General features: G+C 32.3%; 18 protein-coding genes. 11 read left to right on the top strand and 7 right to left on the bottom strand.

Annotated features, from left to right (window positions below; translation table 11 throughout):
• Window positions 1–35: 35 nt before the first annotated feature.
• The 10 genes from amrS (at window position 36) to NZ841_03255 (ending at window position 10,245) form a co-directional block, all read left to right on the top strand.
• Complete coding sequence (gene amrS, locus NZ841_03300) at window positions 36–1,202, top strand: AmmeMemoRadiSam system radical SAM enzyme (GenBank protein MCS7201784.1); 1,167 nt, start codon at window positions 36–38, stop codon at window positions 1,200–1,202.
• The gene (locus NZ841_03295) at window positions 1,189–3,417 is read left to right on the top strand and encodes a fused MFS/spermidine synthase (GenBank protein ID MCS7201783.1); all 2,229 of its coding nucleotides are present in this window, start codon (window positions 1,189–1,191) and stop codon (window positions 3,415–3,417) included. Before amrS ends, NZ841_03295 begins: the two co-directional genes overlap by 14 nt.
• Window positions 3,396–4,064, top strand: a complete 669-nt coding sequence (locus tag NZ841_03290; GenBank protein MCS7201782.1) for a sulfite exporter TauE/SafE family protein — start codon at window positions 3,396–3,398, stop codon at window positions 4,062–4,064. Before NZ841_03295 ends, NZ841_03290 begins: the two co-directional genes overlap by 22 nt.
• 69 nt (window positions 4,065–4,133) lie before the next feature.
• The gene (locus tag NZ841_03285; protein ID MCS7201781.1) at window positions 4,134–5,156 is read left to right on the top strand and encodes an aldo/keto reductase; all 1,023 of its coding nucleotides are present in this window, start codon (window positions 4,134–4,136) and stop codon (window positions 5,154–5,156) included.
• 131 nt (window positions 5,157–5,287) lie between these two features.
• The gene (locus tag NZ841_03280; GenBank protein ID MCS7201780.1) at window positions 5,288–5,461 is read left to right on the top strand and encodes a hypothetical protein; all 174 of its coding nucleotides are present in this window, start codon (window positions 5,288–5,290) and stop codon (window positions 5,459–5,461) included.
• Window positions 5,462–5,549: 88 nt separating this feature from the next.
• Complete coding sequence (locus NZ841_03275) at window positions 5,550–6,491, top strand: AEC family transporter (GenBank protein MCS7201779.1); 942 nt, start codon at window positions 5,550–5,552, stop codon at window positions 6,489–6,491.
• A 210-nt stretch (window positions 6,492–6,701) separates the two neighbouring features.
• Window positions 6,702–8,030, top strand: coding sequence for an ammonium transporter (locus NZ841_03270; protein ID MCS7201778.1), 1,329 nt, complete (start codon window positions 6,702–6,704; stop codon window positions 8,028–8,030).
• 21 nt (window positions 8,031–8,051) lie between these two features.
• On the top strand, window positions 8,052–8,393 hold the full coding sequence (locus NZ841_03265) for a P-II family nitrogen regulator (protein ID MCS7201777.1): 342 nt from the start codon (window positions 8,052–8,054) through the stop codon (window positions 8,391–8,393).
• 40 nt (window positions 8,394–8,433) lie between these two features.
• The gene (locus tag NZ841_03260) at window positions 8,434–9,768 is read left to right on the top strand and encodes a glutamine synthetase family protein (GenBank protein ID MCS7201776.1); all 1,335 of its coding nucleotides are present in this window, start codon (window positions 8,434–8,436) and stop codon (window positions 9,766–9,768) included.
• A 183-nt stretch (window positions 9,769–9,951) separates the two neighbouring features.
• Window positions 9,952–10,245, top strand: coding sequence for a DUF86 domain-containing protein (locus tag NZ841_03255; GenBank protein MCS7201775.1), 294 nt, complete (start codon window positions 9,952–9,954; stop codon window positions 10,243–10,245).
• A 75-nt stretch (window positions 10,246–10,320) separates the two neighbouring features.
• Here NZ841_03255 and NZ841_03250 read toward each other — a convergent pair whose 3' ends face one another.
• From NZ841_03250 to NZ841_03220, 7 genes are all read right to left on the bottom strand, one after another.
• Window positions 10,321–11,070: a hypothetical protein gene (locus NZ841_03250; protein MCS7201774.1), complete on the bottom strand. Its 750-nt coding sequence runs from the start codon at window positions 11,068–11,070 to the stop codon at window positions 10,321–10,323.
• A gap of 9 nt (window positions 11,071–11,079) precedes the next feature.
• Complete coding sequence (locus NZ841_03245) at window positions 11,080–12,336, bottom strand: FAD-dependent oxidoreductase (protein ID MCS7201773.1); 1,257 nt, start codon at window positions 12,334–12,336, stop codon at window positions 11,080–11,082.
• A 15-nt stretch (window positions 12,337–12,351) separates the two neighbouring features.
• Complete coding sequence (locus NZ841_03240; GenBank protein ID MCS7201772.1) at window positions 12,352–12,807, bottom strand: 4Fe-4S dicluster domain-containing protein; 456 nt, start codon at window positions 12,805–12,807, stop codon at window positions 12,352–12,354.
• Window positions 12,807–14,315: a glutamate synthase-related protein gene (locus tag NZ841_03235; GenBank protein MCS7201771.1), complete on the bottom strand. Its 1,509-nt coding sequence runs from the start codon at window positions 14,313–14,315 to the stop codon at window positions 12,807–12,809. The genes NZ841_03240 and NZ841_03235 overlap by 1 nt, the downstream gene beginning before the upstream one ends.
• Window positions 14,312–15,415 carry a glutamine amidotransferase family protein gene (locus NZ841_03230; GenBank protein ID MCS7201770.1) on the bottom strand — a complete coding sequence of 368 codons (1,104 nt, stop codon included), beginning with the start codon at window positions 15,413–15,415 and terminating at the stop codon, window positions 14,312–14,314. Before NZ841_03230 ends, NZ841_03235 begins: the two co-directional genes overlap by 4 nt.
• A gap of 161 nt (window positions 15,416–15,576) precedes the next feature.
• Complete coding sequence (locus tag NZ841_03225) at window positions 15,577–16,515, bottom strand: aryldialkylphosphatase (GenBank protein MCS7201769.1); 939 nt, start codon at window positions 16,513–16,515, stop codon at window positions 15,577–15,579.
• 289 nt (window positions 16,516–16,804) lie between these two features.
• Window positions 16,805–18,532 carry a hypothetical protein gene (locus tag NZ841_03220; GenBank protein ID MCS7201768.1) on the bottom strand — a complete coding sequence of 576 codons (1,728 nt, stop codon included), beginning with the start codon at window positions 18,530–18,532 and terminating at the stop codon, window positions 16,805–16,807.
• Window positions 18,533–18,680: 148 nt separating this feature from the next.
• On the opposite strand from NZ841_03220, the gene NZ841_03215 reads away from it, so the two are divergent.
• Complete coding sequence (locus tag NZ841_03215) at window positions 18,681–20,447, top strand: glycoside hydrolase family 3 protein (GenBank protein MCS7201767.1); 1,767 nt, start codon at window positions 18,681–18,683, stop codon at window positions 20,445–20,447.
• Window positions 20,448–20,460: the final 13 nt, after the last annotated feature.

Genomic DNA, 20,460 nt, shown 5'->3' with positions numbered 1-20,460 from the left:
ATAGAGGGTATAATATTTATTAAGGAGGGATTAAATTGAAATTCAAAAAATTAAAAGATAATTTTTACGTTTTCCTTCAGATTATATTTCTTCTTTCCTTTTTGATAGCAGGAGGAGCCATGATTTTTAAAGGAGATACACCTATTCCCTCTTTAGAATTAGAGCTACTAAAAAAATCCCTATCTTCTAAAGAAAGAGATGTAGAAGCCAAGTATTACATTAAGCTTCCCAATAATATGGTCCAATGTCAACTTTGTTTTAGACGTTGTACCATACCCGATGGAGGAAGAGGTTATTGTACCAATAGAATAAATAAAAAGGGAACCCTTTATACTTTAGTTTATGGGAGAGTAACTGCCCAGATTGATCCCGTAGAAAAAGAGCCCCTTCTTCATTTTCTTCCAGGAACCTTTACCCTATGCTTTGGTACTGCAGGCTGTAATTTCAAATGCAGTTTTTGCCATAACTGGCATCTTTCCACACGCACTCAAGATGAGCTTAAACTTCCCTATCTTTCTCCCGAAGAAGCAGTTTCTAAAGCTCGAGGATATGGCTGTTCTTCCATATCTTTTACCTATAACGAGCCCACAACCTTTTATGAATGGGTATATGATGTATCAAGACTTGCTAAAAAACATGGATTAAGAGTATATCTTCATACTAATGGGGCTATAAATCAGGAGCCCTTAAAGGAAATTCTCAAATATCTTGATGCAGTTTGTGTGGATTTAAAGGGATTTACTTCTGAGTTTTATAGAGAAACATCTTTTTCAGATTTGGAACCTGTTCTCTCTACCTTAAAAACCATTAAAAAATCAGGAGTATGGTTTGAAATTACCTGCCTTATAATTCCCACTTTAAACGATAATTTAGATAAGATAAGGGAAATGTGTATCTGGATAAGAGATAATTTAGGGAAAGAAGTCCCAGTACATTTTACAAGATTTTTCCCTGCCTATAAATTGAACCGTCTTCCTCCAACTCCTATTGAAACCTTAGAGAAGGCAAGAAATATTGCCATGGAAGTAGGATTGGAATATGTAACCATCGGTAATGTTCCTGGACATGTAGCAAACAGTACCTTTTGCCCCAAATGTAAAAAGGTAGTAATTAAGAGGATCCATTTTCAAGTCTTAGAGAATAATATTAAGGGAGGAAAATGTAAGTTCTGCAATCATAGGATCCCTGGTGTATGGGAATAAAAATAATCTTCTCCTAATCTCCTTCCTTGCAGTAGGAATAGGAGAAACTATAGCTCAGGTAGTATTGACCCGAGAACTTATCGTAAATTTTCAGGGAAATGAGCTATCCTTGGGAGTAATCTTTGCAAACTGGCTAATCCTCACTGCTATAGGAAGCGGAATATTAGGAAGATACACTGATAAAATACCTAAAAAATTTTCTTTCTTTCCTCTTACTCAGATTCTTTTCTTTTTGATTCTTCCCCTTCAGATTCTTTTCGCAAGAAAAATAAATTCTCTTATGGGAATTGAAGGAATAGAAATGGTATCCCTCCCTATTATATTTTTTTCTTCTTTTCTAGTTCTTGCTCCTTCCTGTATCCTTAACGGATTTCAATTTTCTTTAGGGTGTAGACTTCTTTCTCTTAATGGAAATTCTTCTATAAATATAGGTAGGATTTATATTGCAGAGGCTATAGGATGTGTATTAGGAGGTTTTCTTTTTACCTTCTTTTTAGTTTACCATTTTAATCCCTTACAGATAGCAATTATTGCTGGGATAATAAATCTTTTCTCTTCTTTACTTCTTATTAAGATTCCCTCTTTTTCTTTTCTTTTTATCATATCTCTACTGGGATTTAGTTTATATCTTCTTCCCTCTCAATATATTATCCAATTAAATAAATACTCTCGAGAATGGCAATGGATTAATCAAAAATTAATTTATGAGGAAGATTCCATATATGGAAATATTAGTATAACTAAAATTAATGATCAGCTAAATTTTTATGAGAATGGGCTTCTTCTTTTTACTTCTCCTTATCCCGATATAGCCTTTAATGAGGAGCTTGCTCATCTTTCACTTCTTCTTCATCCTTCCCCTAGAAGGGTTCTTTTATTAGGAGGAGGGATGGGAGGAGTTTTAAAAGAGATCTCTAAACATAATGTGGAGATAGATTATGTGGAGTTAGATCCTTTGATTATTGAACTTTCTTCTAAATTTCTACCCTATAAATATGATTTAAAGATAAATTTTGAAATTACCGATGCAAGATTCTTTGTAAAAACAAAAGAAAGTAAATACGATGTAATAATTTTGAATTTTCCTCCACCTTCTACCCTTCAATTGAATAGATTTTACACTAAGGAGTTTTTCACAGAGATATCAAAAAAATTAACTTCTTATGGAATTTTTTCTTTAGGACTTCCTGCCTCAGAGTCTTACATGGATGAAGAGATAGTAAAACTTAATAGGTGTATTTGGGAAACTTTAAAAGAAATATTTCCAGAGGTTCTAGTAATTCCTGGAGATTTTTGTATCTTTGTGTCCTTTCTAAAAAAAGAAAATATTCCTTCCTTAGAAGAAATTTCAGAACGTTTTCATAGAAGAAATATAAAAACAAATCTTCTAACTTTGCCCTATATTTATTATAAATTTTCCAAAGAAAGATCTCTAATCTTTTTAAAAAATTTATTAAAAGAAGAAGTTAAAATAAATAAGGATACCCGTCCCATTGCAACCTTTTATAGCCTTTCCCTTTTTAATATTATTTCCTATCCCCAAAGCAGAAGCTTTTTTCAGAGGATACAAAAAATACCATGGTGGTATTTTCTTATTATTTTCCTTTTTCCCCTTTTATTTTTAAGAAGGCATACCATTGCTCCTGTTATCTTCACTATAATAACTACAGGATTCTTTGGTTTCACCTTTAATATCCTTTTGATTTTTTCCTTTCAGATTCTTTTAGGATACCTTTATCATAAAATAGGTATTCTAGTTTCTTCATTTATGTTGGGGCTTGCTTTAGGTGGATATTGCATGACTTCTAAAATTGAGAAAATTAGAAGAAAATATGATACATTAATGAAAATAGAGATATTAATAACTTCTTATTCTTTTATTCTTCTTTTTATTATTTTACTTCTTTTTACCTATACTCTAAAGCTATCCTTTATTCTTGAATCTTTATTATATATACTGAACCTTTCTATAGGATTTCTTGTGGGACTTCAATTTCCTCTTGCAAGTAGTATATATCTTGAAAAGGAAAAAAGGGTTGGAAAATTAGCTGGAATACTATATGCATCGGATCTTTTAGGGGCAGTCCTGGGAGCACTTTTGATAGCTCCATTTTTTATTCCCCTTTTTGGGATTATAACCACTGTTTTTTTTATTCTTTTTGCTAAAATTATGAGTCTTAGTTTTCTAAAAATATGGAGAAAAATATCCCTTTAGAATTATTTATTACTGGTTTAAGCTTAAGTTTTAGTTATTGTTCCATATCTTGTACTCCTCCCTTACTTTTTTATATAGCAGGTAATGTTAAGGGATTAAAGAAAGGGCTAAGAATTATCCTAATATTTTCCCTTTTTCGATTGTTAAGCTATATTTTATTAGGATTTTTGTCAGGCTTGATGGGAGTTTTTATCCTCAATATCCTTCAGATGGAAATATTTCATAGTTTACTTATACTGGGAATGGGTATTTTTACTATTATCACAGGAATTTTTATGATTTGGAGAAAGGAGCCTTCTTTTAATCTTTATAAAATACTTTTTAATCATATTATAAAAAGAAATATTCTTCCCCCTGCTTTATTAGGTTTTTTCCTAGGTATTGCCTTTCCCTGTGCTCCTTTATTGAGTATTCTAACTTATATAGCCTTTAATGTAGAAAGCCCCTGGGAAGGTGCTTTCTATGGTTTCTTTTTCGGATTGGGATCCTCTTTTATGGTACCATTGTTTCTCTTGGGGACAGCATTAAGTGTTCTTCCTCCTTTTATTTTTAAAAATCCAAGAATCTTTGAATTGTTTAGAAAGGCATGTGGATTCCTTATTATTCTTTTGGGCTTACGTTTTATTTTTTCTCTTCTTCAGAGATGATTTAGCTTGTCCTAATTAAAAATTTTTTCTATTATTAATGGGAAATAACTTAAGAATAGGAGGTATGGTATGAAATACAGAAGACTTGGCAGAACAAATATTGAAGTTTTTCCTATAGCTTTTGGAGGAATACCCATTCAAAGGATAGAAGAAGAGGAAGCAGTAAAAGTGGTAAGAAGAGCTATAGAGCTTGGGATCAATTTAATTGATACTGCAAGGGGATATAGAGATAGTGAAATTAAAATTGGAAAGGCATTAAAAGGGATTGATAAAAAAGTATATATTTCTACAAAATCTCCCAATAGAACAAAGGATGGAATATACGAAGATGTAAAAATCAGTTTAAAAAATTTAGGGGTAGAAAAGATTGATATTTATCATCTCCATGGAATAAATGATAAAGAAAGCTTTAATAAAGTTTTCTCTCCTGATGGTGCCTATTATGGACTTTTAAGGGCAAAGGAAGAGGGACTTATAGATTTTATTGCAGTATCAAGTCATAGTACCGATCTTTTGGAAGAACTAATTGCGACAGATAAATTCGATGTAGTTCAATTATGTTATAACTTTATAGAAACAAAGGTGGAAGAAAAAATTTTTCCCATGGCTCTTGAAAAAGATATAGGAATCATTGCTATGAAACCTATGGGGGGAGGAGTTTTTCCCAATCCAAGACTTGCCTTAAAATTTGCTTTGCAGAAGGAATTTGTAATTCCAGATCCAGGGATGGAAACTATAGAAGAGGTAGAAGAAAATGTGAAAATTGCTTTAGAGCTTTCTCCATTGACTCCTGAAGAATGGGAGGAGATTGAGAAAACAAAAGCAGAACTTGGGCCTACCTTCTGTAGAAGGTGTGATTATTGTCAGCCTTGTCCCCAAGAAATACCTATTTCAATAATTATTAGGGCAGATTCCTTTATAAAAAGATTATCAAAAGATAATATAAGTAGTGGATGGTTCTATGATGCTTATCTCAAAGCTCAAAATTGTACAAGATGTGGCAATTGTCTTCCAAGATGTCCCTATAAACTTCCCATTCCCGATCTTATAAGAGAAAATGTAAAGCTTGTTAGAGAATATTTAGGGGAGTAAAATTACTCTCCCCTTTTCTCATTTGTTCTTAACTAAAATAAATCTTATAGAAACCTCTTGACATGGAGTTAACTCTAAGTTTTATATTTTTCCATTGCAAAAAAATTTTCTAATATATAGGAGGTGAAAAGATGGAATTAAGACTCGGATATCTAAAGATCATTCTATCTATTGAGAAAAAAAATCAATCAAAAAAAGTAGTAAATGAAAATCCAATCTTAAAAATTAAAAGCAAAAGAAATGTACATGTAGATAAAAATTCATTAAGTGGGATAACCCATATTTTTGTTTACCCCAATAGATAAGAGGGCAAGGAAAACCTTGCCTTCTTTTCTTTTATTTTATTTTTAACCTATTTTATGGTATTTTTATTTTAAAAAAGTGGAGGTTTTCATGGAAACATTTCTTTCTGCATTTCAGGCAGTATTAGAAGTTATAATTGTAATAGCGATTGGCTATTACCTTTCTTACAGAGGGTGGTTTAATAATAATACAGCGGATTTATATGCCCAAATAGTGCTAAATTTATCTCTTCCTTTTAGTATTCTTGTAAATATGAACTTATTTTTTACTAAAGAAGATCTTTTAAATTCCTCAAAAGGATTAATTGTTCCTTTTTTATCTATTCTTCTGGCTTATCTTATGGGATATCTATTAAGCATGTTATTTAATATAAAAAAAGAAAGAAGAGGACTATTCTCTGGAATATTTTCTTTATCAAATAGTATATTTATAGGACTTCCCATGTCCCAAGCTCTTTTTGGGGAAATTGCAACTCCTTATACTCTTCTTTATTACATGGCAAATACGACAATTTGGTGGACTCTTGGTATCTATGGAATTTCTACAGATGTTCAAAAGGAAAGGGAGAAACTTTGGAAAAATATAAGAAAAATATTTAATCCTCCTTTTTTTGGATTTCTTTTTGGAATCTTTCTTATTTTTTTAGACATAAAAATTCCCAAATTTATATTTGAGAGTTTTAAATTAATAGGAAATCTTACCATTCCTCTTTCTTTATTTTATGTAGGCATTATCATTCATGAAATGGGATTTAAGAAATTTAATATTGAAAAGGATACAATTTTAACTTTTCTTGGAAGATTTATTATATCTCCTGCTCTTGTTATACTTTTAAGTTTAATAATTCCTCTTCCCAAATTAATGAGGGATGTTTTTATAATTATGTCTGCAATGCCTGCTATGGTAAATTCCGCTATTGTTGCAAGAATTTATGATGGGGATTATGAATTTGCAGTAAAAATGATAACTTATACTACTATTCTAAGTATAATAGTTATGCCCTTTTTAATGGTACTAATAAGAATAATTTAATTTGAGATTTTTTTATGTTTTTATTTTATTTTTATCCTATAGTCGGTAAATACTTGCCGTAAGCCTTTTAAAAAAATAGTTATTGACTTATAAATTTTTTTATGATATAAAAATTACAAACTTAATTTTGGGAACCCTTAAAAATTTCAATGGCGAAGGAGGTGAAAGATTATTTTTATTTTTTTATTTTTTATAAGGAGGTGAATTTCAATGTGGGTAAAGATTAGAAAAAGTTTTTTTATTAGTTTGTTATTTACTCTACTATTGAATTTAGCATATGGGGAAGATGTAAAAATTGAAGATGTAACTGTAGCAGTGGATAATATTTGGGTTCTACTTTCAGCTTTTTTAGTGTTTTTTATGCAGGCTGGTTTTGCTATGGTAGAAGCAGGCTTTACTAGATCTAAGAATGCGAGTAATATTGTTATGAAAAACTTGATGGACTTTGCTATAGGCTCTGTTGTTTTCTGGCTTATAGGTTTTGGTTTTATGTTTGGTAAAGATTGGAATGGGTTGATTGGTATATCTGGATTCGGTTTACTTGGTTCTTTTGAACATCTTGGTTTAACTATTCCTTTAATGTCTTTTTTGATTTTTCAAACGGTATTTGCAGGTACTGCTGCAACTATAGTCTCAGGAGCTATGGCAGAGAGAACAAAATTTATAGCTTACTGTATATATAGTGCGATTATTTCTTTAATAATTTATCCCGTAGTGGGCCATTGGGCTTGGGGTGGAGGTTGGCTTTCTAAGCTTGGATTTATAGATTTTGCAGGTTCTACAGTAGTACATTCTGTAGGAGGATGGTGTGCTTTAATAGGAGCATATCTTCTTGGTCCAAGAATAGGAAAATATACTAAGGAGGGTAAGGTAACTGCTATACCCGGGCATAGTATAACTTTAGCAGCTCTTGGTGTTTTTATATTATGGTTTGGATGGTTTGGTTTTAACCCAGGGTCTACTCTTTCAGGGATGAATAAGGCTATAGGTAAAATTGCAGTAAACACTAATATTGCTGCAGCAATGGGAGCAAATCTAGCTATGATTTTTACATGGATAAAGTATAAGAAACCAGATGTAAGTATGACTTTAAATGGAGCCTTAGCAGGACTTGTAGCAATAACAGCAGGTTGTGCTTCTGTAAATATTTGGGGTTCTGCTTTAATCGGAGGATTAGCTGGATTATTAGTAGTACTTTCAGTGGAATATTTGGATCAAAAAGTCAAGATAGATGATCCTGTGGGAGCTATTTCCGTACATGGTGTTTGTGGAGCTTTTGGTACAATAATGGTTGGATTCTTAGCAGAAGAGACAGGATTATTATATGGCGGGGGACTAAAGCAACTTATAGTTCAGGTATCTGGAGTTTTATCAGTGTTTTTGTGGACCTCTGTTACTGCCTATATTCTTTTCTCGATAATTAAGAAAACCGTAGGACTTAGAGTTTCCGAAAAGGAAGAAGTAGAAGGACTTGATATAGCAGAGCATGGTTCTGTAGCTTATGGAGACTTTGTAGTAAAATCCTCTTTGGTTAAGTAATGAAAAAAGGTGGTGATATGTATGAAAAAAATTGAGTGTATCATAAGACCTGAAAAGCTTGAAGAAGTAAAAGAAGCTTTAAATTCTATTGGAATAAAGGGAATGACTGTTACACAAGTTTTTGGTTGTGGGTTTCAGAAAGGAAGAACAGAGTTTTATAGAGGAGTAGAAGTTAGTATAAACTTATTACCAAAGGTGAAGATAGAGATGGTGGTGCCAGACTCTGAAGTAGAAAAGGTAGTCGATATAGTAGTCAATTTTGCTCGATCTGGAAATATTGGAGATGGTAAAATATTTATTTATAACATAGAGGATGCAATTCGTATCAGAACTGGAGAAAGAGGAGATAAAGCTATATTTTAGTTCCCATTTTAAAAATATTTTTAAAAGGAGGTATATATTTATGACTAGAGATTTTCCAAAAACTAAAGAAGAAGTATTAAAGTTCGTAAAAGAGGAGAATGTAAAATTTATTGAGATCTGGTTTACAGATATATTGGGATTTCTTAAAAGTTTTACTATAACTCCAAGAGAGCTTGAAAAGGCTTTTGAAGAGGGACTTGGCTTTGATGGCTCTTCGGTAAGGGGATATACAAGAATAGAAGAAAGTGATATGGTAGCTTTTCCTGAGCCAGAAACTTTTGCAATTTTGCCTTGGAGAAAAGATGTAAAAGCAGCAAGAATGTTTGCAACAATCAAAGAGCCTGATGGTAGACCCTTTGAGGGAGATCCTCGGAATGTACTAAAAAATGTACTAAGAAAGGCAAAGGAGAAAGGTTTTACTTACTATGTTGGACCTGAATTAGAGTTCTTTTATTTAAAATCTAGTGAAAAGCCAGAAGTTCTTGATTGGGGAGGATATTTTGACTTAATCCCAAGGGATGAAGCAATAGATTTAAGAAATCAAACAGTAACGATGTTGGAAGAAATGGGCATAAAGGTAGAATTTACCCATCATGAAGTTGCTCCCTCACAACACGAAATAGATTTTAGGTATCAAGATGCTTTAACTATGGCAGATATAGTTATGACTGCAAGATTAGTTATAAAAGAAGTAGCATATTTGAATGGAGTATATGCTACCTTTATGCCAAAGCCAATTTATGGTCAGAATGGTTCAGGTATGCATGTCCACATGAGTTTATTTAAAGATGGTAGAAATGCCTTTTTCGATGCAAATGATAAATACCACTTATCTAAAACAGCAAAAGGGTTTATAGCAGGATTACTTAAACATGCAAGGGAGATAACACTCGTAACAAATCAATGGGTAAATTCTTATAAAAGATTAGTGCCAGGTTATGAGGCACCAGTATACATATCTTGGGCAATGAGGAATAGATCAGATCTTATAAGAGTTCCTCTATATAAACCTGGGAAAGAAGAAGCAACAAGAATAGAATATAGAGCTCCTGATCCTGCATGTAATCCTTATCTTGCTTTTGCAGTACTTTTAACAGCAGGATTAGAAGGAATAGAAAAAGGTTATGAATTACCTGAGCCTATAGAAGAAAACGTGTACCATATGTCAGAAGAGGAAAGAGAAAAAAGAGGAATAAAGAGTCTTCCAGGCAGTCTGATAGAGGCTATAGAATTGGCTGAGAATAGTGAGGTAGTTAAGAAAGCTTTAGGTGAGCATGTATTTACGAATTTTATAGAAAACAAAAAGATTGAATGGAATAATTACCGAAGACATGTTACTGATTTTGAAATAGAAACTTATCTACCTATACTGTAGTATGATAAATAACTAAGCCCCCTCGAAGAGAGGGGGCAATTTTTTATCTATGGAATTGTAAATATTTAAAGGATTTAATTATCTTGAATTCTCCAAAAACAATTCTTCCCTTTTTTGACAGATCAATATATTAATGATAACCTCATATAACCTTACTCAGAAGAATTTAAAGAAAATTACGAAATGATGATTTTGAGAGGATACGCAGATTTTAAATATGATTATGATAAGTTTATAGAGGAACTCTACGATTTATCGCAAATTTCTGATAAAAAGCTTACAGCTGCTTGTGAAAGCCTCCTTAGAAGAACTTTAGAAGCTATTTTTGACATAGGAAGGCATATACTAGCAAAGAGTGGTTATGTGGATATGGGTATAGTTGATAGCGAAATTGGAAATAAATTGAAAGAGATGGCAGGATATAGAAAAAGATGTGGCAGCAGTTTATATCTAAACTTTTGCCAATTGAAAGCCTAAAATAATAATCACAACTTTAACATCAGTTTCTCCTACCATTGCCAAAGGTAATAAATCCCTAAGCCAATTAAATCCTCAGTATGCATAAAGATTTCCATAGGGTCTTTTATTATAAGGTACTATTTTATAAAATTTTTCAGAAATTATGTATTCATAATCAATATGGAAGTACTCAGAAAATTTTTTAACATGAAAGGATATGAAATCCATATCCTTTTCATCAGTTTCTAAGACTTTTCCTTCCTTTCCTAACTTATATTCTGGTACAAAACCTCTTAAATATATTACTCCTCCGTGAATTCCCGTACTACAATAGTATCCTACAATGTCTTCTTTATTATTAAGATCCAATCCTAGTACAATGATTCTTCCACCTGCCATGTACTCTCCCAAGAAATCTCCAGCATATCCTCCTATCACAATTACAGGTATTTTTTCTTGATATTCTTTCATATGTATTCCTACTCTATATCCTACATTTCCTTTAATATAAATACTTCCTCCTCTCATACCATATCCTATGATATCTCCTGCTATTCCGTGTATTATTATTTCCCCATCATTCATCGTATTTCCTACACCATCTTGAGCATTTCCTAAAACTTCAATTTTAGGACCATTCATAAAAGCTCCTAGATCATTACCCGGTATTCCTATCACTTTTACATTAATCTCACTACCAGTAATTCCAGCACATATATATCGTTGTCCATTTACATTTATAAGTTTAATATTTTTATTATTCTCTTTAATCTTTTCTCGGATCCTTAAATTCAATTCTTTATAGTGAAGATTTTGGGCATCAATAGTTAAATCCTCAAGCATAATCAAGGTTTAAACACCTCCAAATATTTTTTCTCTTCTAAATTCCCTTGGAAAGTCTAATAGCCCAAAGTTATCTGACAGAATCTTATGTTTAATTTCTGAGATGTTTACCTTTTTTCTCATTAGGTCCACAATTATTCCAGTTCTGTCAAAGGAGTTAATAAATATAAATCCTGTAATTTTATTGTCATCTATGTAAATTTTTTTGTAAATTTTTGTATCTTCATCCCATTTTTCTAGGATTTCAGTATTTTCTTGAGGATTATTAATACCACCAGTCATAATATGAATATCAAAAAATCCTATGGAGTTTATAGGAAAGCTTCCATCATACATAGCTTCTCCTCCTGCCATATTTATTCCCGCAATTTTACCCTGAGTGTAGGCATTGGGAAGTATTGGGATAACCCTTTGATTTCCAGTTATTAAATCTAAACTCTCCACAACGTCCCCTGCTGCATATACATTATTTATGTTAGTTTCCATTCTCTCATTTACTAAGATTCCTCTTCGAAGTTTAAGTGGAGTATCCTTAAATATATCTACATTAGGTATAACTCCTATCGCTATTATTAATATATCAACTTTTAATTCCTCTCCCTTCTGAAGGATTATTCTTTCTACTTTATTTTTCCCTAATATCTCTACCACAGAATTTTCTAGATAAAATTCTATACCTTTTTCCTCAAGATAATCCTTAACCTTTTTAGCTGAGAACTCATCCAGAATACTTCCTAATATCTTGTTAGCAAGTTCTACAACTTTTACTTTACATCCTCTTTTAATTAGAGCTTCTGCTGCTTTTAGACCTGAAAGTCCTGCTCCTACTACTACTGTGTTTATATTAGGTTTTAACTCCTTATCTATTCTTTTAACATCATCAAACTTTATAAAAGTAAAAACACTCTCTTTAGGATATCCTTTTATAGGAGGTATAAAGGGTTTACCCCCTGTAGCAATTAATAGTTTGTCATATTCTATTTCCTGTCCATCTTCTAAAATAACTCTCTGAACCTCAAAATCTACTTTAATTGCTTTTTTCCCAAGAATCGTTTTAATTTTATTTTTTTCGTAATAATCTAAAGGACGATAATAAATTTTCTCTGTAGGAATCTTACCACTTAACCAGTAAGAAATTAGAGGTCTGGAATATATATGATAAGGTTCATCGGAAATGACTATTATTTCATCTTCTTTGGAGATTCTTCTTATTCCCTCGATACATCCTGCACATGCTATGGAGTTTCCTATTATTACATGCTTCAATTTATCGCCTCCCTCTTATACCTCTCTCAACTCTAAGGCTTCATTGGGACAATTCTCTACACAAGCAGGGATACCTCTTTCTATACATAAATCACATTTGGACGCTATCTTTTTATTATCGTTTCTTCTTATAGCTCCATAGGGGCATACTAAGATGCATGACCAGCAACCTACGCATTTTTCTTCATCACATATGATTAAGTGTTTATTTTGGTCCATTTGTAGCGCTCCTGATATACAGGCAGTGATGCAATAAGGTTCATCACAGTGTCTACATTGAAGGGCAAAGGTTATATATTCTCCTTCTTTTTCTTCTACTAATATTCTTGGATATGGTCTGTTTGGCATTTTAAATAACTTTACGAGATTTTTTTCCTTAGAATGGGCAGATATGCAATAGATTTCACATAAATGACAACCAAGACAGTATTCTTCTTTGGGAAATATTCTTTTCTTTGTAGGATTTTTCATCAAATTCCCTCCCCCGCATGCTTTATACCAAGAATTTCGAGCTCTTTTTCATTTAGTCCTACGCCTCTTAGCATTAATCTATTTCCTCTTAAACTTTCAAGAGCATTTATTCCCATTCCTCCAAGCATTTCCTTTATTTCATGAGCCCATGCTTTAAGTAGATTTCCTGCTCTTCTTGCTCCAATTTCTGGATTTAATCTTTTTACTAAATTAGGATCTTGGGTTGCTATTCCCCAATTGCATTTTCCAGTATGACATTGCTGGCAAAGGTGACATCCAAGTGATATTAAAGCTGCTGTAGCTATGTATACAGCATCCGCACCTAACGCTATAGCTTTTATTACATCTGCACTGTTTCTAATGGAGCCTGCTGCTATTATTGATACTTGATTTCTTATTCCTTCTTCTCTAAGTCTTGTATCTACAGCTGCTAAGGCAAGTTCTATAGGAATGCCTACATTGTCTCTTATTCTTGTAGGAGCAGCACCTGTTCCTCCTCTAAATCCATCAATTACAATAAAATCTGCTCCTGCTCTTGCTATTCCCGATGCGATGGCAGCCACGTTATGTACTGCAGCAATTTTAACTCCAACAGGCTTTTTATACTCTGTAGCTTCCTTTAGAGCAAAGATAAGTTGTCTTAGATCTTCTATAGAATATATATCATGATGAGGGGCAGGAGAAATTGCATCGCTACCTATGGGAATCATTCTTGTTGCAGATACCTCTTCTTTAACCTTTTCTCCTGGAAGGTGTCCTCCTATTCCTGGTTTTGCTCCTTGACCTATTTTTATTTCAATTGCAGATCCAGAGTTTAAATATTCTACGTCTACCCCAAATCTTCCTGATGCACATTGAACTATTGCTTTGTGTTTATATTGATAGAGTTTTTTATGTAATCCTCCCTCACCTGTATTCCAGTAAGTACCAACTTCTACAGCAGCTCTTGCTAAGGATTCAGCTGCATTTAAACTTATAGAACCAAAAGACATAGCGGAAAACATTACTGGGAGTTCTAATTCCAATTGAGGAGGAATAGGGGTTTTAATATTTCCATATTTATCAAATTCTAGTTTCTCAGGTTTTCTTCCTATAAAAGTTTTCAATTCCATAGGTTCTCTTAAAGGATCTATAGAAGGATTTGTTACCTGACTTGCATTTAGTAAAATTCTGTCCCAATAAATAGGATAATTTTTGTCATTTCCCATTCCTGTAAGTAATATTCCTCCGGTTTCTGCTTGTTTATATATTTCTTTGATGTATCTGCCAGACCAGTTATAATTTTCTCTAAACTCTAAGGGATTATGAGAGACTGTTATAGCTTTTGTGGGGCACATAGCTACACATCTATGACATCCTACACATTTAGAATTATCTACTATAACTCTATCTTCTTCTTCATCGTATTCGTGAGCTTTATATGAACATTGATTTACACAGACCTTACATCTTATACATTTTGTCTCATCTCTTATCACTATAAAATCAGACTCATATAAAGTTTTCATGAAAGCATCACCCTCGCTTTCTCTAAGGTTGCTATTACTGGTTCTCCTCCTTTAGGCATCCATACCTTATCAGGATTGGGACATAAAGCTCTAATGGCAGATTCTTCTGAAGCTGCAAAGAGATAATCATTCCATTCTGCTACTACTAAAGGTCTTAATTTTATTCGATCATTTAAAGCAATAAAGAGATCATTAGAAGTAATGATGATAGCAAAAGGACCATTTAGTAGACAACTCTGGTAGACAGCTCTTAGAGCTCTGTATACTTCTTTTTTAGATTCAGGCATTCTTTCTATTACAGAATATAAAGGTGGAGCAAAGGTGGAAAGAGCATATTCTAAGGGAAGATTGTGTTTTCTTACTAATAAATCAAAAAGATATGTTATTACTTCCGTATCGGTTCTTAGAGTACACTTATAACCAAACATTTCAATAAATCGCATATTTGTTCCATAGGAGGAAATTTCTCCATTATGTACTACTGCCCAGTTTAATAGACCAAAAGGATGAGCTCCTCCCCACCATCCTGGTGTGTTTGTGGGGAATCTGGAATGGGCAGTCCATATATATCCTTTATAAGATTCTAATTTATAAAATTCTCCGATATCTTCTGGATAACCTACCCCCTTGAAAATTCCCATGTTTTTTCCACTTGAAAAAACATAAGCTCCTTCAATTTTTGAATTTATTTTCATCACAATATCTACAATCATATCTTCTTCTGTCTCATATTGATCATATAGATCTTCCTTTTCTTTGACTTTTAGAAAATATCTCCATATAATAGGAGATTTCTTGATATTTTTGTTTTTTCTTGTAGGAATTTCTTCGTTATCAACGATTATGAAATATTCTTGAATAAAGTCTTCAACTTCCTCTTTTGCTCTTTTGTTTTCAAAAAAGAGATGAAAGGCATAGTAATCTTTTCTATCAGGATATATACCATATACTGCAAAGCCAGCTCCAAGTCCATTTCCTCTTTCTCGCATGAGGCTCATAGCTTTTACTATAGAATCGCCTGAGGTTAATTTTTCTCTTTTATTTATATAACCTAATAATCCGCAGGCTGATGGAATTCTTATTTCTCCTTCTTTTAACATCTGGGATTCCTCCCTATATCAATTTTAGTTAAAGGTAGTTAATTATATTATAGTGTTCTGATAAAGTCAACAATTAAAAAAGGAAAAAGGTAAAATATTGCCGTATGTATAAATATAAGGAATATCCTAGAAAAGATAAATAACCTTATCTATATAAAGTTTTATCTTTTTCTTATTCTTATATCAAAGATTCTTCTGGGGTTTTCTATAAGAAGAATTTTTTCTAAACTCTCATCATAGCCTTTTCTATAAAGTTCTGGGAAAAGCTTCAAAGAAATATCAGTATATGGTCTTATTTTATCTTTTGCTCCCTTTTCATTAATTGTGTACCATCCAGCATCGTGAGATATGAGGATTTGATTAATAAAACCTGCCTTTATAGCCTTATCGAGAAGTCCCACATGATATTCTATAGGCTTCCAACCTATTCCATCGTATTCTAGGATAAAACCTCTATTAAAAAGTTCTAAATGGGCATCAAAATCCTCTATTTGATCTGCATGTACTATTATAAAGGCAGAAGGATCTACACCCTCTTTTTCTACTATATCTGCAACTCCTAATGCACATTCTTTCTCTCCTGTATGACAGGCTATGGTAAGACCAGTTTCTAAGTGGGTCATACAAGATGCAATAATAACCTTTTTATCAAGATCTCCTAGTCTTCCATGATTGACCGATGTTTTTATGAATCCAGGTTTAATTTCTGTGCCTTCTATACCATTCTTCCATTCTTCAATCCAAATTTTCGCAAACTCTTCAGGAGAAAAATTCCTCATAGTTAAGGGAATATGATTATAATTTCCAAAAGCATAGAAACCAGTATTTGTTACGATATTAATTCCAACAGCTTCAGAGAGTATTTTTAAGGTTTTTACATCTCTTCCTACAAATCTAGGAGTACACTCAAATATGGTTCTAAAGCCTAAGTTTTTTATTTCTTCTAAATACGGCTTCATAGTGTTTACAATATCTTCTCTTAATTCTTTGGATATTGGAATTTGATTTTCTGCTGAGGAGAAATCTACTGCAATGTGTTCATGGACTAGTGTTTTTCCAAGATTTTCTGGGGATATTTCCCCACGAACTGTCATTATCATATTTTTCCTCCTTTTTAATTATAATTTTGTTTTTATTATACTCTATTAAAATGCTATAATTACCCACATGGAATCTAAGGGATGGGACTGGAATAAAGTTTGGGAAAAAATTAGGTAAGAAGCGTATTTTAGATCTTGGATGTGGAAAGGAAGATATGCTTTGTTCTTTGCTAGAGAGGGTTTTGAGGTTTATAGAGTTCTGAGGAAGAATGGAGAATTTTATGTTACTTTTAACTCTAAATATAGTAAAAGCTTTAATAATACTTGGAAAGTTCCCTTTTAATTAAAGCTATTTTGCCTTTGAGGGGGCAGGTTCAAAATCAAATTTAGAAGTAATCTTAAAGTCTATACTATGAAATTTTTCTCCAAAGTAACTAAAATCCCCTACTGATGTATATTCTTGTTCTAATTTTCCATTAATTGTTCCTGTAAAATTATTAGAATTTAAGTCAATTTTTATTTCCATTTCTTTTTCTTCTCCTTTACAAAGATCAAGAATATTCTTAAAGTTTAATGATTTGGTGGAATATTCTTGAAGAACCCTAATTTTAATAGGAATTTCTGTAGTTCTACTACTTAGGGGTATTCTTAATCTCCAATCAGAATCTGCTATTCCATCTGCGTTCTTATCAGGAATAACAGTAGAAAAGATTTGGCCTCCTACCTCTGCCTCTACATAGAAGTTTTTAGAAGTTATATTTGTCTTTTCGTTTCTTGCTGTATAAGGTGTTATTCCTTTAATATCTTTAATTACTAACCATAAAGTTTTATCCTTATATGCTGGTTCTTTATAGCTATAGTTGAAAAGACGGGTATTCCAAGAAAAACCATCCCAATTATAAATTTCTGTTTTAAACTTTTTTGATCCCACAAGGTAATTTACCTTTACAAAGAAATAAAAACTTCCTGATAAAGCATTAAGACTATTTTCTCCTGATGCAAGTATATTAAAGTAAGAGTTATATATGGGATCTTGCATGACTAATCCTAAACTTCCCTTTAAGATCAAGGTATCTTTAAGAATTGTAAGTTCTCCTCCAACCCCTGCTGATGCTACTTTGTAGTCGATCCCTACTTCGGCAAAGGCTTTTGTATCGATAGAGGGATTTACACTTGCTGAACAAAGTAAAAAATCTAAACTTGAATCTAAACTTAGCTTTATACTTCCTCTTATACCAAAAGTACCTGTTATATTAAAAGGACCTACAGGTGCAGTTATAGGAAAGCCCCAATCTATATTGTAATTTAGATCTTCCTTTAATCTATATTTAGTTTTGAAGCTCTTTTCATATTCTTTTCTCCCTAAGATATAAACCTTTAAAGTTCCATTATTTGGTTCTTCGTTTTTAGTAGATTTTAATTCTCCCTCAATTTTTATCACCTCTGTTCTATACCCTAACAATCCTGCCTTTGCAACCGCATAGGTATTTGCTAAAACCTGATTTTCTTCTCCCCTTAGTATTAGTCCCGTAGACAAGTTTATGTTAAATTCGTCCTCTCCTAAAGGAAGTTCCCATTTTCGTTCGAAGGTAAAATTCTTAAATTCTTTTAAAGGTTCCTCTTTTTGCACCATTTCAAAGGTAGCAAAGGGTGTAATGTTTTTAAATAATTTTTTCTGCATTTCTAAATCTTCTCTTTTTATTACTATCCTTTGTATAACAATTTCTTCTTCCTTGTCTCTTAAAGAATATCCAAGGGCATTTAACTTTTTCTCAATATCATTTATTTCTTTTAAAAATTCTTCGCCTTTAATTTTTACTCCATTTTCCAATGTAATAATTTGATCTTTAGTAATCTTAAAAAACGAAAAATCAAAAGGCTTAAAAGGGATCGGGGTTTTTTTAATAGTAATGATTCTGGCGCTATTGGGATTAAGGACTAATGGATTTTTCAGTTCAACCTTTATATTTTTAATGGAAGGCTGTGGATTTAGAATGTTAAAATTTTCTTGTTGTCCTTGTATAAGGGAAAAAGAAAGAAGAACTAGTAATATAAATATAAAAATTAATTTTTTCATTGGAAACCTCCTTTTTTGAAGATACTTTAATGATAACTTAATAATTTAAAAAAATCAATTAATTAATTTAGGTTTGAAGATAGATATGGTTTTATAAGGTTTTTTATGCTATTCTTTTAACAGTAAAAATTAATTAGGGAGAGGTTCTATGAAAAAGATTCTTTTAATTCTGATTTTTTCCATTTTTATTTTCTCTTCTATTTTTTCCTTTGAAGAATCTATAGATGAAAAGGTAGAAAAACTTCTCTCTCAAATGACCCTTGATGAGAAAATAGGGCAGATGACTCAAGTAGACAGTTCTTATATAAAAGATCCCGAGGATGTAAAAAGATACTTTCTTGGTTCTATCCTAAGTGGTGGTAATTCGGGACCAGCTAATCCTACTCCAGAAAACTGGGCAAATTATGTAGATAGATTTCAATACTATGCTCTTCAAACAAGATTAAAAATTCCAATTATTTATGGTATAGATGCTGTACATGGAAACGCAAAGGTATATTCCGCCGTTGTTTTTCCTCACAATATTGGACTTGGGTGTACAAGGAATGAAAAGCTTGTGGAGGAATGTGCAAGAATTACTGCAATAGAAACATATGCTGTAGGAATAAGATGGAGTTTTGCTCCTTGTGTTGCTGTAGCTCAGGATATAAGATGGGGAAGAACTTATGAAAGTTTCTCGGAAGATCCTAGTTTAGTGGCAGTTATGGGATCTGCTGTAGTAAGGGGCTTTCAAGGAAAATCTTTGAGGGATAAAAATTCTATTCTTTCTTGTCCTAAGCATTTTGTGGGAGATGGAGGAACAATTTTTGGAACAGGAATGAATGGACTCTTAGATCAAGGAGATACAAGATGCTCAGAACAAGAGCTTAGAGATATTCATATGAAGCCATATATTTACGCTATAAAAGAAGGAGCAAAATCCATAATGGTATCCTTTTCCAGTTTCAATGGAACAAAAATGCATGCTCATAAATATCTCTTAACCGATGTATTAAAGAAAGAGCTTAAATTTGATGGTTTTTTAGTTTCTGATTGGAAGGCTATAGAACAGCTTCCTGGAAGTTATGAGGATCAAGTGGCTCTTAGCATAAATGCAGGAATAGATATGGTTATGGTTCCTGATGATTATGTAAGATTTATAAATACTTTAAAAGCTTGTGTACAAAAGGGAAGAGTTTCTATAAACCGAATTGATGATGCAGTAAGAAGAATATTAAGGGTTAAATTTTTGTTGGGACTTTTTGATAATCCCTTTTCTGACAGAGAATTAATTGGAAAAATAGGCTCTAAGGAACATAGAGAAGTAGCAAGAAGGGCTGTTAGAGAAAGTATTGTACTTTTACAAAATAAAAATAAAATTCTTCCTCTTTCAAAGAATCTAAAACATATATGTGTTGTAGGAGAAAAAGCAAGAGATATAGGATCTCAGTGTGGAGGATGGACTATTTATTGGCAGGGACAAAAAGGAAATATTACAGTAGGTACCACCATTTTAGACGCTATAAGAAAGAGTGTTAGTAAAAATACAAAAGTTACTTTTTCACCCTATGGAGATAACATTCCTAAAGATGCAGATATAGTAATTTCAATTGTTGGAGAAAAACCATATGCAGAATTTATGGGAGATACTTTTAAGCCAGAAATAGAGTACTCTGATCAGCTAATTCTTGAAAATTCCTTTAAGTCTAAGAAACCTGTGGTAATAATCTTATTAGTGGGAAGACCTGTGGATATAGAAAAATATCTTTCTAAAGCTTCTGCAATACTATGTGCTTGGCTTCCTGGAACAGAAGGAGAAGGAATAACCGATGTACTTTTTGGAGATTATAAACCAAAAGGAAAATTATCTTTTACTTGGTATATTGAGAACAAAAATAAGGCTATTTTCCCTTATGGATATGGGCTTTCTTATTAGTAAAATTTTTTAG

The sequence above is a fragment of the Dictyoglomus sp. genome (assembly GCA_025060475.1).
Classification (GTDB): Bacteria; Dictyoglomota; Dictyoglomia; order Dictyoglomales; family Dictyoglomaceae; genus NZ13-RE01.
Note: the sequence above shows the minus strand (reverse complement) of the source record. Positions and strands in the feature narration are given on the sequence as shown.

Excerpts from the sequence above, each read along its gene's own strand:
- NZ841_03285 (MCS7201781.1), top strand. The coding sequence starts at position 4,134 with ATGAAATACAGAAGACTTGGCAGAACAAATATTGAAGTTTTTCCTATA.
- NZ841_03250 (MCS7201774.1), bottom strand. The coding sequence starts at position 11,070 with ATGCTTGAGGATTTAACTATTGATGCCCAAAATCTTCACTATAAAGAA.
- NZ841_03275 (MCS7201779.1), top strand. The coding sequence starts at position 5,550 with ATGGAAACATTTCTTTCTGCATTTCAGGCAGTATTAGAAGTTATAATT.
- NZ841_03235 (MCS7201771.1), bottom strand. The coding sequence starts at position 14,315 with ATGAAAACTTTATATGAGTCTGATTTTATAGTGATAAGAGATGAGACA.
- NZ841_03240 (MCS7201772.1), bottom strand. The coding sequence starts at position 12,807 with ATGAAAAATCCTACAAAGAAAAGAATATTTCCCAAAGAAGAATACTGT.
- NZ841_03270 (MCS7201778.1), top strand. The coding sequence starts at position 6,702 with ATGTGGGTAAAGATTAGAAAAAGTTTTTTTATTAGTTTGTTATTTACT.
- NZ841_03225 (MCS7201769.1), bottom strand. The coding sequence starts at position 16,515 with ATGATAATGACAGTTCGTGGGGAAATATCCCCAGAAAATCTTGGAAAA.
- NZ841_03215 (MCS7201767.1), top strand. The coding sequence starts at position 18,681 with ATGAAAAAGATTCTTTTAATTCTGATTTTTTCCATTTTTATTTTCTCT.
- NZ841_03280 (MCS7201780.1), top strand. The coding sequence starts at position 5,288 with ATGGAATTAAGACTCGGATATCTAAAGATCATTCTATCTATTGAGAAA.
- NZ841_03230 (MCS7201770.1), bottom strand. The coding sequence starts at position 15,415 with ATGTTAAAAGAAGGAGAAATAAGAATTCCATCAGCCTGCGGATTATTA.
- NZ841_03265 (MCS7201777.1), top strand. The coding sequence starts at position 8,052 with ATGAAAAAAATTGAGTGTATCATAAGACCTGAAAAGCTTGAAGAAGTA.
- NZ841_03290 (MCS7201782.1), top strand. The coding sequence starts at position 3,396 with ATGGAGAAAAATATCCCTTTAGAATTATTTATTACTGGTTTAAGCTTA.
- NZ841_03220 (MCS7201768.1), bottom strand. The coding sequence starts at position 18,532 with ATGAAAAAATTAATTTTTATATTTATATTACTAGTTCTTCTTTCTTTT.
- NZ841_03260 (MCS7201776.1), top strand. The coding sequence starts at position 8,434 with ATGACTAGAGATTTTCCAAAAACTAAAGAAGAAGTATTAAAGTTCGTA.
- NZ841_03255 (MCS7201775.1), top strand. The coding sequence starts at position 9,952 with ATGATGATTTTGAGAGGATACGCAGATTTTAAATATGATTATGATAAG.